Below are 12,559 nucleotides of genomic sequence, written 5' to 3' on the forward strand. Positions count from 1 at the left end.
AATGAAACAGAAGAAACCGATCTACGGCCTCAACGTCCTGCCCAGCCTGTTCTCCCTGACCAACCTGTTCTTCGGGTTCATGAGCATCCTCCTGACCTTCCACGGGCGCTACCGCTGGGCCGGGCTCATGATCATCATCGCCGCCCTGATGGACGGCCTCGACGGCCTGGTCGCCCGGGCCACACATACGCCGTCCGATTTCGGCATCGAGCTCGACTCCCTGGCCGACGCCGTGTCCTTCGGCCTGGCCACGTCGCTCCTGATCTATTACTGGGGCATGGAGATGGCCGGCCCGCCGGCCGTTTTCTTCGGCTTTGTCTTCCTGAGCGCCGGCGTCCTGCGCCTGGCCCGCTACAACGTCCGCAGCCACGTCCCGTCCGACCGCAAGCACTACCAGGGCCTGACCGTGCCCTCGGCGGCCATCTTCATGTCCTCCCTGGTCAACTTCCACCCGGTCCCCCTGGCCGCCCGCGAATCGGGATTCCTGATCGCGGTCATCACGCTCCTCATCTCCCTGTGCATGGTCAGCACTTTCCCCTACCCGAACTACATCAAGGCCTTCATCGGCCGGCGGGTCAACATCCGCACCGGCCTGATCGTGGCCGTCATCCTCTTCGGGGTGCTCTTCTACGCGCGCTATTTCCTGCTGCTGTTCTTCGGGCTGAACGTCCTCTCCGGCCCGGTCGCGGCCCTGGTCAGGGCGCTCAGGAAGAAGCCGCACCGGAAGGCCCGGACGGAAAGCCCCCACCCGGCGACTCCGCCCGAGGGAGGGGCGGCCGCCGGATGACCCTCGGAGGAGCGCCGCCGGAACGCCCGGCCCGGCCGAGGGCGCGGCTCCGCCTGGCCCGTCTCGCGGCGGTCCTGGCCGTCGCGGCCGCGCTGATCGCCGCCCTGGTCCTGCTGGCCCGGGTCGTCTTCCCGCCCGCGCCGCCAGAGCCTTTCCGGCCCCTGCCCGCCGCCGAGGCGCCCGGCCCGCCGGCCCCGCCCGAGCTCGTCATCGAAAAGATCATCGTGCCGGCCCGTTCGAACCTGGCCGACCTGCTCAAGCGGCGCGGCTTCACCGCACGCGAGATCCACGATCTCGGACAGGCGGTCAAGCCGGTTTACGACCTGGCCCGGCTCAGGGCCGGCCAGGAGCTGCGCCTGGCCTCGCTTCCGGACGGCCCCTGGCAGCGGCTGGAATACGACGTCGACGAGACCCGCTACCTGGTCATCGACCGCGACGGCGCCGGGGTCCGGGCGGAGATGAGGTCCGTGCCCGTCGAGTACAAGACGGCCTTCGTCGCCGGGATCATCGAGGACAGCCTGATCGCCGCCCTTAACAAGGCCGGCGAGGAGGATTCGCTGGCCATCGACCTGGTCGAGCGCTGCTTCGGCTGGGACATCGACTTCAACACCGACCTGCGGCGGGGCGACGCGTTCCGCATCTATTTCGAGCGGCGCTACCTGGCCGGCCGGCCGGCCGGCTACCGCAACATCTTGGCCGCCGAGTTCGTCAACGAAGGGAAGACCTACCGGGCCTACCGCTTCGCCTACCCCGACACCAAGGCCTGGGACTACTTCGACGAGACCGGCGGCTCGCGGCGGAAGGACTTCCTGCGCTCGCCGATCAAGTTCGCCCGGATCACCTCGCGCTTCTCGTCCAGCCGCTTCCACCCGATCTACAAGATCTTCCGGCCCCACTACGGCGTCGACTACGCGGCGCCCGTCGGGACGCCGGTCCAGGCCACGGCCGACGGCGAGGTGACCTTCGCCGGCCGGGAGGGAGGGTCCGGCAACATCGTCCGGATGCGGCACAGGAACGCTTACGAGACCGCCTACCTCCATCTCAGCCGCTTCGGGCCCGGAGTGCGCAAGGGCGCCTCGCTCCGGGGCGGCGACATCATCGGCTATGTCGGCTCGACGGGCGATTCGACGGGCCCCCACCTGGATTACCGCATCTACTTCCACGGCGGCCCGGTCAACCCGTTAGGCCACAAGTTCAAGCCGGCCGAGCCCCTGCGCAAGGAATTCCTGGAGGATTATCGGAAGGAGGTCGCCCGGCTGGATGTCGCCCTGCGGCTGCCGGAGATCCTCCGGGCGGCGAGCCTGACGCCGGCCGTCAGTTTTTGACCTTCCCGCCGCCTTCTCCGCTCTTTGAACCGTTGTTCCCCCCCGCCGACGAGGTCCGTTCGGACCCGCCGCGGGCGGTGGCCGTCGAGGCGGACGAGGTCGCTGTGGCGCCGGAGCCCGAAACGCCGGAACCGCCGCCGGACGCGGACACGGGAGCGGAGGCGACGACGCCGTGCGAGGTCAGCCGGGCCGACGGGCCGGAGGTCCTGTCCCTGTCGCGTGACGCGATCCTCAGCTCGGGGCAGCGGATCTCGTTCCGCATGCTCCCGTACTCGATATGGACGCCGAGCTCGCGGGCCACGCGCTGGTCGGGGTTCCAGTCGCGGAAGCGGGCCGTCGCCGGGGCCGACGCGCGGACGGGCGCGGCGGCGCGGACGGCCGGCCCGGCGGGCGCGCCGCCGCGGATCTGGGGCGCGGACGGCATGGCCTTCGGCCGCGGAGCGGCGGCCGGGCCGTCTGCGCCGCGGAAGATGCGGGCGGCCTCGCGGCGCGGGTCGGCGACGCGCCGGGGCGCGACGTTCGCGCGGGACGCCGGCGCACCTTGTTTCGGGACCTTGTCCCAGGTCAGGGCCTTCTCGTGGACGGCCCGGGCCGAGAGGTCCCCCCCGGCGACGAAGACAAGCTGGCCCGGCACGGCGGCCGCGCTTTCCCGAAGGCCGGCGTCGCCGGCCCGATAGGCCGCGGTCACCTTCTTGACGACGCCCTTGAGCTCCGAGGGAACCGGCAGCGAGCCCGCGGCGGGCTGCTTCAGCGCGTCCTTGCGGACGCCGGTCCGGTCCGGGACGAAGACCCCTCCCGCCCCTCCTCCGTTGCGGAGCCAATCATAGTTCCAGGCCCCGTTCATGTAGCGGAAGTAGGAGATCCAGGCGGGATCGGATCCGTACATATAGGGATCGCTCAGCCAATCGAACATGCTCCAGGGCCGCCAGCAGGCGTACCCGAAATAGAAATCCCAGGCCACCCAGGCCGGGGCGAACGTCGAGCCGGGGAGCCAGAACCAGCCGCGCTTCTTGTCCCACTGCCAGATCCCGAGGTGATAAGGGACCCAGCCCCAGGGCTCCTCGGACACCCAGAACATCTGTCCGCCGGTATAGGACCAGCGGCCGTAGAAATAGGGGCTCCAGCCCCAGGGATAGCGGCCGTTGTCGATGTAGGGGCGCCAGACATAGCCGTAGAGGTCGTCCCAGAGCCATTCGCCGTAGCGGTTGCCGTAGGCCTGGGCGAAATAGAAGACGGCCGGGGGCAGCTTCTGGATGGGCTTGGGCAGGGCCGTCACCCCTTCGTGGAGAGCTTCGAAATGGGCGTTGACCTCCTTGTTCCAGAGCTCGAACGCCGAGGCATCGATCGCGGGAGCCAGCTGCGACTGGTGGTCGGCCTGGACGATCAGCCGCTCGCCCTTCCGGACCGTCCGGTCCTGGAGGCGGTCCTCCGAGGGGCCGAAGAGCAGCCGGGCCCGGCCGTATCTCACCTGGGCTTCGGTCGTCCCGTCGCCGGCCGCGGCGACGAAGGCCACCGAGTTGTGCGACAGCTTGACCGCCGCGTTCGGGGTCAGGACCTGGAACATCTCCTGGCGGTCGTATTCCTTGTACATGACGCAGAGGCGGCCCTTGGCCAGGGACAGGACGGAGATCTCGTCAAGGCTGCTCAAGCTGCGGGCCAGGATGGTCTCGACCTTCACTTCCGTGCCGAAATCGAGCCGGACGATCGTGCCGCTGTCGAACTGGATCTCGCAGCGCCGGCCGGAGGACGTCCGGACCGTGTCGCCCGGGCCGACGGGCACGTTGAGCGCGCCGTCTTCGGGCCTGACGCTTCCCTCCCGCAGGACGGACGGGGCCGCCCCTTCGGGGCCGGGCTCGATGTAGCTGATGTGGCCGAAATAGAAATCCTTCGGCCCGTTGAGGACCTTGTAGTGACCGGACGCCTGCAGGCCGGCGGCTGAGACGAGAAAGATCGCGGCAATGACCGCCCCGCTAAAACCCCTTCTCTTCATGGCCGTCCTCCCTTTCATGGACAATGGACGTCATTATAATAGCACTTTTCATGCCAAGCCCGCCGCCTTAAAGAACGGGATGGCCCTGGCCGAGGATGTCCCCATTGGAGGACTGGGCGGGCGAAAAAGGGGACGCTTCGTCCCCGTTCTCGCCCGTTGACAAGTTCCGGACCCGGCCCCTACAATGGGCGCGAAAGGTCGAGAGTCCATGGCCCGCCGCAAGTTCCGCAACCCGTTCCCCACGGTGGACATCATCATCGAGGTCATGGACGGCCGCCGGCGCCGGGGCATCGTCCTCGTCGAGCGGAAGAACCCGCCGCCCGGCTGGGCGCTGCCCGGCGGCTTCGTCGACTACGGCGAGACGCTCGAGGCGGCCGCCGTCCGGGAGGCCCGCGAAGAGACCTCGCTCGATGTCGAGCTCCTCGGCCAGCTCGGGGCCTACTCGGACCCGGCCCGGGACCCGCGCTTCCACACCATCTCGACGGTCTTCCTGGCCCGGGCCGCGGGCCGGCCCAGGGGCGGCGACGACGCCCGGACGGCCATCGTCGCCGATCCCCGCGACCGCCGCCGGCCGCTGGCCTTCGATCACCGCAGGATCCTCGACGATTACCTCGCGTCCAGGAAAGGGATATGCCCATGTCCGAAAACGACGACCGCCGCGGAACGCCGGACGGCTCCGACCTCGTCGAGGTCGCGCGCGTTTACGGCCCGTTCGAAGCGGAGCTGATCCAGAGCGTCCTCGAAAGCCACGGCATCCCCTCGGTGATCCGCGGCCGCACGGCGCCCTTCGTCTATCCGCTGACGGTCGACGGCCTGGCCGAGTTCAAGGTCCTGGTCCAAAAGGACGACGCCGAAGAGGCCCGCGACCTCGTCGCCGCCAAGCCCGCGCCGGACGACGACCGGGGCCCGCAGGACCCGGCTTAGAACCGCCCCGCCGAAGCACCCAACCGCTGGTATCCCGCCACCGTTCCCGGCCCACTTTTGGGGCCCCTCCACTTTCCCCTTATTCTGGGCTCTTTTTGCTTGACAAGCCCTGTTTTTACTCATATATTTGGGACGAAACGGGACAAATCGGGACTGAGCAGAGATGGCGAACGTTCTTATCGGCAACTACACCGCACGGCTTGACGCCAGCGGGCGCATCAAGATCCCGGAAAAATTCCGCGAAGTCATCGAGCAGGTGTACGGCAAAGACCTCTTCGTGACCTCCCTTTCCGACGACTCGATCAAGATCTATCCGCTCAGCGTCTGGCTGGCGATGACCGACCTGGCCTCCGAAGGCGCCCTCCATCTCCGCCCCGATGTCCGCAGGTTCATGCTGCGCGTCAATCGGAACGGCTCGCGGCACGAGCTCGACTCCAAGGGCCGGGTCCTGATCAGCCAGGCCCTTAGGGAGAAGGCCAAGCTTCACGACGAGGTCGAGGTCCTCGGTCTGTCCAACCACCTGGAGATCTGGAACAAGGACGTTCTCGACGGAACTCTCGAGGAGAAACCGCTCTCGGACGAGGATTTCGAGAGCATTGCCCGCCTGATCCCTCGAGGAAAGCCGGAATGACGGAGAACGGACATCTGCCGGTCCTGCCCGCCGAAGTCATCGAATTCCTTGACCCGGGGCGGGCGGGCGTCTACGTGGACTGCACCCTGGGACTGGCCGGCCACGCCCTGGCCATCCTGGAGAGGAATCCCCGGGCCCGCCTGATCGGCCTCGACCGCGACGGTCAATCCCTCGAGTCGGCCCGGGAGCGGCTGAGGCCGTTCGCCCGGCGGGTCACGCTCTACCAGGCCGACTTCAAGGACCTGGCCGAGCTCGACATCCCCTTCGACAAGGTCCGGGGCGTCCTGGCCGACCTGGGCATCTCCTCCTTCCAGCTGGATTCGCCCGAGCGCGGCTTCAGCTACATGCACGAGGGCCCGCTGGACATGCGCATGGACCAGCGGATGAAGACGACCGCGCACAAGATCCTCCACACCTACCCCGAGCAGAAGCTGGCCGATCTGTTCACCCGCTACGGCGAGCTCGACCAGACCCGCCGGCTGGCCCGGGAGATCGTCCACCTGCGCAAGCTCGGCCGGCTGGAGACGACGGGCGACCTCCGGATCCTGATCGAGCGGATCTACCGCTGGCGGCCTCAGAAGGGCCGGATCCATCCCGCCGCCAAGGCCTTCCAGGCCCTGCGCATCGAGGTCAACGGCGAGCTCGAGGGGCTCGGCGAGTTCATCGAGGGGACCGTCCGCAGGGCCGCGAAAGGGACGCGGTTCGTTCTCATCTCCTTCCACTCGCTCGAGGACCGGATCGTCAAGCGGGCCTTCCTGGCCCTGGCCGCCCCGGAGGAGGGCGCGCCCCTGGTCAAGGTCCTGACCCGCAAGCCGGTCATGGCCTCCGAGGCCGAGGTCGCGGCCAATCCCCGGTCCCGGTCGGCCAAGCTGCGGGCCGCGGAGAGGATCTGATGGTCCGGCGCAAGTGGAACGTTAAGGGGATCGCCCTCGGGGCGGCCGTGGCCCTCGCGGCCGTCGGCATCCTGACCTTCTACGTCTGGTACCAGACCGAGTCGGTCAAGCTCGGCCTCGACATCACCAAGAGCGACGCCAGGATCCTGGAGCTCGAGAAGACCATCGAGGCCCTCAAGCTGCGGCGGGCCGCCCTGCTCGACCCCGGCCGGGTCGAGGCGATCGCCCGGGAGAAGCTGGGGCTGACCGATCCGCCCAACGGCGACATCGTCTTCCGGACGCCGGATAGACCCCGGTGAGGCTCAGGCCATGAGATCCTTCTACGAGAGCGACATCCGCCGGCGGATCAAGATCCTGACCTTCGTCCTGGCCGCCTGGGGCGCCGTCGTCGCCGGGCGGCTCGTCCAGATCCAGGTCTTCGGCCATGCCCGGGCCAAGGCCATCGTCCAGCGCCAGACCCAGGACAAGGTCACGATCGAGCCTCAGCGCGGCAGCATCTACGACCGCAACGGCGAGATCCTGGCCTGCAGCCTGCCCTCCCCCTCCGTGGCCGTCCGCCACCTCGACAGGGAGACGCCCGGCCAGGAGCGCGACAAGGTCCTGGCGCTCAAGCGGGCCCTGGACCTTCCGGAGAGCGAGGCCTCCCGCGTCCTCGGCCGCCTGCGGGACGGGGCCAAGTACACCTACGTGAAAAGCCGCATCCCCGAAGAGGAGGCCGCCCGGGCCATGGTCTTGAAGCTCCCCGGCGTCGAGCTCGAGCCGGGAACGCGGCGGTATTATCCCCACGGCGCCCTGGCCGCCCACATCATCGGCGGCATGGCCCCCGACGGCGAGAACCGGACCGGGGTCGAGGCCCGCTACCACGACCGCCTGAAGGGCGAGCCGGGCCTGCAGATCACCTACGAGGTCGGCGGCGGCCGCAACTACCAGGCCCAGGTCCTCAAGTCGCCCGTGCCCGGCCGGGACCTGGTCCTGACCGTCGACTCGACCATGCAGTACATCGTCGAGAAGGAGCTGGCCCGGGCGATCGTCGAACACCAGGCCGACTGGGGCTCGGTCATCGTCATGGACCCGCCGACCGGCGAGATCCTGGCCCTGGCCAACTGGCCGGCCTACGATCTCAACCAGTACCCGTATCCGCAGGAGGCCTGGATGAACCGGGCCGTCCAGGCCAGCTACGAGCCGGGCTCGACGTTCAAGATCGTCACCGCCGCGGCGGCCCGCGAGCGGGGCCGGGTCGGCTACGGGGAGATCTTCGACTGCTCGGCCGGATCCATCCGGATCGGCGGCACGACCATCACCGACCACCAGCGCGAGGGGGTCCTGACTTTCCCCCAGGTCCTCATCCATTCCTCCAACGTCGGCACGGTCCTGTTCGCCCAGCGGTTGACCATCCCCGAATACTGCGAGACCATCAGGGCCTTCGGGTTCGGGTCGCGGACCGGCATCGACCTGCCCCGGGAGTCCTCGGGCAAGGTCCGCCGGCCCGAGGACTGGAACAGGAAGAACTCGCTGCCGCACGTCGCCATCGGCTACGAGGTCCAGGTCACGGCCCTCCAGACCCTTGTGGCCATGAACGCTTTCGCCATCGGCGGCCAGCGCGTCCGCCCGCACGTGGTCCGCGACGCCGACGGGACCGCGGCCGACGCGGCGGTCGAGGACGGCGACGGCTCCCGCCGGGCCGTCAGCGAGAAGATCGCCAGGGAGCTCGTCGACCGCGTCTTCTCCGAGGTCGTCGAACAGGGCACGGCCAAGGACGGCCGGATCGACGGCTTCGGCGCGGCCGGCAAGACCGGGACGGCCCAGAAATACGACGACGCCCTCAGGGCCTACACCAAGCAATACACGGCCTCGTTCGTCGGCTTCACGCCGCTCGAGAGGCCGCGCCTGTCCATCATCGTCGTCCTCGACGCCCCCAAGGAGGCCTACTACGGCGGCCAGGCCTGCGCGCCCGTGTTCCGGGACATCGCCAGGCAGATCCTGCGCTATCTCCGGATCGCGCCGGAGCGCGCCATGCCCCCGGACGTCCCGGCGGCGGGCCGGAAGAAGGAGAAGCGGACGTGAAGCTCGACGAGGTCCTGCGCGACATCCCCGTCATCGCCCGCTCCGGCGGCGGCGAGGACATCTCCGGCATCGCCTACAACTCGAAGTCCGTCCGTCCGGGGTATCTCTTCGCCGCGCTGCCCGGCGCGGCCCGCAACGGCATGGACTTCGTGGCCGAGGCCGTCGGCAACGGCGCCGCGGCCATCCTGTCCGCCTGGCCCCGGCCGGCCGCCGTGAACGCGGCCTGGGTCCAGGTCGCCGACGCCCGGGCCGCCCTGGCCCTGGCCGCGGCCAGCTTCTTCGGTCATCCGGCCGACCGGCTGAAGATCGTCGGGGTCACCGGGACCAAGGGCAAGACGACGACCACCTTCATCCTCGAGGAGATCCTGCGGGCGGCCGGCGCGGCGGCGGGCCTGATCGGGACCATCGAATACCGCCGCCCGGGCTGGCGGATGGATGCGCCGCGGACGACCCCGGAGTCCTCCGACCTCCAGGCCATGCTCCGGGACTTCCTCGACCACGGGGTCAGCCACGTCGTCATGGAGGTCTCGTCGCACGCCCTCGAGCAGAAGCGGGTCTGGGGCGTCGGCTACGACGTCGCGGTCTTCACCAACCTCAGCGGCGAGCACCTCGACTACCACCCGAGCATGGAAGCCTACTTCGAGGCCAAGAAGAAGCTCTTCTTCCTCGACCACAAGAAGAGCACGGCCGTCGTCAACTGGGACGACCCGTGGGGCCAGAGGCTGGTCGGCCAGCTGCCCATGGCCACGGTCACGTTCGGCCTCGAGCCCGCGGCCATCGTCCGGGCCCTGAAGTACGTGCCTTCCGGCGAGGGCCTGGACGCCCAGGTCACCTACCCGGGCGGCACGATGCACGTTCAGTCGGCCCTCGTCGGCCGCCACAACCTCTACAACCTCCTGGCCGCGATCGGGGCCGCGCTCGCGCTCGGCATCTCCGCGGCTGACATCGTCAAGGGCATCGCCGCGCTCAAGGGCGTCCCCGGACGCTTCGAGCGGGTCGCCAACCGCCGCGGCCTGTCCGTCGTCGTGGACTACGCCCACACGGACCGGGCCCTCGAGAGCCTGCTCATGACCGCCCGCGAGCTCAAGCCCCGCCGCGTCGTCCTCGTCTTCGGCGCCGGCGGCGACCGCGACCGGGAGAAGCGGGAGCGCATGGGCCGCGTCGCCGCCCGCCTGGCGGACTGGACGGTGCTGACCTCCGACAATCCCCGCTCCGAAGATCCCCGGGACATCATCGCCGCCATCGAGCAGGGCTTCGCCAAGGAAGGCGCCCGGTCCTACGAGATCGAGCCCGATCGCCGGCAGGCCATCGGCCGGGCCCTGGCCGCGGCCAACAAGGGGGACATCGTCCTCATCGCCGGCAAGGGCCACGAGACCTACCAGGTCTTCAAGGACCGGACCGTCCATTTCAGCGACATCGAGGTCGTCGAAGAGACGCTGCGCGGGCTGGAGGCCGCCTGACCATGGCCGCGCTGAGGCTCGACGAAGTCGCCCGGATCGCCGGCGGGGCCATCCTCCGGGGCGGGCCCGCGCTGACTTTCGCGAGCTACGCCATCGACTCCCGGCTCTGCGCTCCGGGCAGCCTCTTCTTCGCCGTTCCCGGACGCCGCGACGGCCACGATTTCGTCGCCGCCGCCGCCGCGGCCGGGGCCGCCGGGGCGGTCGTGGCCAGGCCCGTCGCCGCGGACCTGCCGCCGGGATTCGGGCTGGTGCTGGTCCGGGACACCGTCGCGGCCCTCCAGGCCCTGGCCCGCGAGGTCCTGGTCCGCCGGCCGGTCAAGGTCGTCGGCATCACCGGCAGCGTCGGCAAGACGACGACCAAGGAATTCGCCGCGGCGCTGCTGGCGGCCCGCTTCCGGGTCATCAAGTCCGAGGGGAATTTCAACAATTACCTCGGCCTGGCCCTGTCGGTCCTGCGCTTCGAGCCCGGCCTCGAGGTCGCCGTCCTCGAGATGGGCATGAGCGCGCCAGGGGAGATCCTGGCCCTGACCCGCGTCGCCCCGCCCGACGTCGCCGTGATCACGAACGTCAGCCCGGTCCATCTCCAGTTCTTCGCCGACCTGGCCGGGATCGCCCGGGCCAAGAAGGAGATCCTCGACGGGGCCAAGCCGGGCGCGGCGGCCGTCCTCAACGGCGACGACCCGCTCGTCCTGGACATCGCCTCCGGGTTCCCCGGCCGGAAGATCCTCTTCGGCCAGGCCCCGGGCTGCGAGGTCCGGGCCGAGGACATCGCCTCCAGGGGCTACGAGGGCTTCGAGTTCCTGCTTCGCTATGGACGGGAATCCGGCCGGGTGGCCCTGCCCTGCGTCAACCGGGCCGCGGTGCCCGACCTTCTGGCCGCCGCGGCCGTGGCCCTGTCCCTGGGGCTGCGCCTGGACGAGATCCGTCCGGCGATCCGGGACCTGAGGCCGTTCGCCGGGCGAGGCTCGGTCCACGAAGCGGGCCGGGGCCTCCGCATCTATGACGATTCCTACAATTCGAATCCCCGGGCCCTCGAGGCCGCGCTGGCCAGCCTGGCCGTCCTGCCGGCCGCCCGCCGGGTGGCCGTGCTGGCCGACATGCTCGAGCTCGGCCAGGGCGGGCCGGAGTTCCACCGCCAGGCCGGCGAGACCGCGGCCCGAACGGGCTGGGACGTCCTGGTCGCGATCGGCCCCCTGGCGGCCTTCATCGCCGACGGCGCGGCGGCGGCCGGCATGCCGGCCGCGGCCATCCACCGCTTCGACGACGCCGGGAGCGCGGCGGCGGCCATCGCCTCGATCGTCCGGGACGGCGATCTCGTCCTGGTCAAAGGATCGCGCGGCATGAGGACCGAGGGCGTGGTCGAGGCCCTCAAGGCCCGAGGAAAGGAGTAGGCCGTGCTGTACTGGCTCCTCGTCCCCCTCAGCAAGAGCTTCTTCCTGTTCAACGTCTTCCGCTACATCACCGTGCGCACGGCCCTGGCCGGGATCACCGCCCTGGTCCTGATGTTCGCCCTGGGCCCCTGGTTCATCCGCCGCCTCGAGCGGGGCCGGATCGGCCAGGAGATCCGGAGCGACGGCCCGAAGACCCATCTCGCCAAGAAGGGAACGCCTTCCATGGGCGGCGTGCTGATCATCTTCAGCACGGCCGTCACGACGCTCATCTGGGGCGACCTCAGCAACGCCTACGTCTGGGTGGCCATGGGGTCGATGATCCTGTTCGGCCTGGTCGGCTTCGCCGACGACATCCTCAAGGTCCGCCGGAAACGGTCCCTGGGCCTGCGGCCCTGGCAGAAGATGGCGCTCCAGGTCGTCCTGGCCGCGGCGGTCGGGCTCGTCCTCGTCTGGCTCGGCCTGCACGGCCAGTTCCGGCTCTACCTGAGCTTCCCCTTCTTCAAGAACTGGATCCCCTACCTCGGCTGGTTCTACCTGCCCTGGATCATGTTCATCCTGGTCGGCTCCTCCAACGCCGTCAACCTGGCCGACGGCCTGGACGGCCTGGCCATCGGCCTGACCCTGATCAGCATCACCGCCCTGACGGCCCTGACCTACGTCGCCGGCAACGTCAAGTGGTCCGGCTACCTCAACATCCCCTACGTGCCGCCGGCGGCCGAGCTGACCGTCTTCGCCGGCGCCCTGGCCGGCGCCTGCCTCGGCTTCCTCTGGTTCAACTGCCATCCGGCCCAGATCTTCATGGGCGACGTCGGCGCCCTGTCGCTCGGCGCGACCATGGCCGTCATCGCCCTGCTGATCAAGCAGGAGTTCCTGCTCTTCACCGTGGCCGGCGTCTTCATACTGGAGGCCCTCTCGGTCCTCCTCCAGGTCTCGTACTTCAAGATCAGCGGGGGCAAGCGCGTCTTCCGGATGGCCCCGCTCCACCACCACTTCGAGCTGTCCGGCTGGCCGGAGAGCCGGGTGGTCGTCCGGTTCTGGATCCTGGGCATCATCTTCGCCCTGTTCAGCCTGTCGACCCTGAAACTGAGATAGCC

At 69.5% G+C, this 12,559-nt stretch carries 12 protein-coding genes; 11 read left to right on the plus strand and 1 reads right to left on the minus strand.

Annotation, left to right across the window (positions count from 1 at the left end; translation table 11 throughout):
• Position 1: 1 nt before the first annotated feature.
• A complete protein-coding gene (gene pssA / locus ABFD52_13645) occupies positions 2-787 on the plus strand; it encodes a CDP-diacylglycerol--serine O-phosphatidyltransferase (protein MEN6561809.1) in 786 nt (261 codons plus the stop codon).
• Positions 784-2,112 (plus strand): peptidoglycan DD-metalloendopeptidase family protein, encoded by a 1,329-nt coding sequence (locus ABFD52_13650; protein ID MEN6561810.1) that lies wholly within the window; start codon positions 784-786, stop codon positions 2,110-2,112. Before pssA ends, ABFD52_13650 begins: the two co-directional genes overlap by 4 nt.
• On the opposite strand, the gene ABFD52_13655 is transcribed toward ABFD52_13650, so the two are convergent.
• Entirely contained in the window at positions 2,102-4,102 is a 2,001-nt protein-coding gene (locus ABFD52_13655; protein ID MEN6561811.1) for a DUF6600 domain-containing protein, read from the minus strand. The genes ABFD52_13650 and ABFD52_13655 overlap by 11 nt on opposite strands.
• A 208-nt stretch (positions 4,103-4,310) precedes the next feature.
• Between ABFD52_13655 and ABFD52_13660 the strand changes: the two genes are divergently transcribed.
• The 9 genes from ABFD52_13660 (at position 4,311) to mraY (ending at position 12,557) form a co-directional block, all read left to right on the plus strand.
• The gene (locus tag ABFD52_13660) at positions 4,311-4,829 is read left to right on the plus strand and encodes an NUDIX hydrolase (protein ID MEN6561812.1); all 519 of its coding nucleotides are present in this window, start codon (positions 4,311-4,313) and stop codon (positions 4,827-4,829) included.
• Positions 4,739-5,026 (plus strand): DUF2007 domain-containing protein, encoded by a 288-nt coding sequence (locus ABFD52_13665; GenBank protein ID MEN6561813.1) that lies wholly within the window; start codon positions 4,739-4,741, stop codon positions 5,024-5,026. The genes ABFD52_13660 and ABFD52_13665 overlap by 91 nt, the downstream gene beginning before the upstream one ends.
• Before the next feature lie 163 nt (positions 5,027-5,189).
• Positions 5,190-5,657, plus strand: a complete 468-nt coding sequence (locus ABFD52_13670; GenBank protein ID MEN6561814.1) for a hypothetical protein — start codon at positions 5,190-5,192, stop codon at positions 5,655-5,657.
• The gene (rsmH, locus tag ABFD52_13675) at positions 5,654-6,550 is read left to right on the plus strand and encodes a 16S rRNA (cytosine(1402)-N(4))-methyltransferase RsmH (GenBank protein ID MEN6561815.1); all 897 of its coding nucleotides are present in this window, start codon (positions 5,654-5,656) and stop codon (positions 6,548-6,550) included. Before ABFD52_13670 ends, rsmH begins: the two co-directional genes overlap by 4 nt.
• Positions 6,550-6,849: a septum formation initiator family protein gene (locus ABFD52_13680; GenBank protein MEN6561816.1), complete on the plus strand. Its 300-nt coding sequence runs from the start codon at positions 6,550-6,552 to the stop codon at positions 6,847-6,849. Before rsmH ends, ABFD52_13680 begins: the two co-directional genes overlap by 1 nt.
• A 10-nt stretch (positions 6,850-6,859) precedes the next feature.
• Complete coding sequence (locus tag ABFD52_13685) at positions 6,860-8,614, plus strand: penicillin-binding protein 2 (protein MEN6561817.1); 1,755 nt, start codon at positions 6,860-6,862, stop codon at positions 8,612-8,614.
• Positions 8,611-10,074: a UDP-N-acetylmuramoyl-L-alanyl-D-glutamate--2,6-diaminopimelate ligase gene (locus ABFD52_13690; GenBank protein ID MEN6561818.1), complete on the plus strand. Its 1,464-nt coding sequence runs from the start codon at positions 8,611-8,613 to the stop codon at positions 10,072-10,074. Before ABFD52_13685 ends, ABFD52_13690 begins: the two co-directional genes overlap by 4 nt.
• Positions 10,075-10,076: 2 nt before the next feature.
• Positions 10,077-11,465, plus strand: coding sequence for a UDP-N-acetylmuramoyl-tripeptide--D-alanyl-D-alanine ligase (murF, locus tag ABFD52_13695; GenBank protein ID MEN6561819.1), 1,389 nt, complete (start codon positions 10,077-10,079; stop codon positions 11,463-11,465).
• 3 nt (positions 11,466-11,468) lie between these two features.
• Entirely contained in the window at positions 11,469-12,557 is a 1,089-nt protein-coding gene (gene mraY / locus ABFD52_13700) for a phospho-N-acetylmuramoyl-pentapeptide-transferase (protein MEN6561820.1), read from the plus strand.
• Positions 12,558-12,559: the final 2 nt, after the last annotated feature.

This window comes from Acidobacteriota bacterium (assembly GCA_039683095.1).
GTDB lineage: Bacteria > Acidobacteriota > Aminicenantia > Aminicenantales > Saccharicenantaceae > RBG-16-66-30.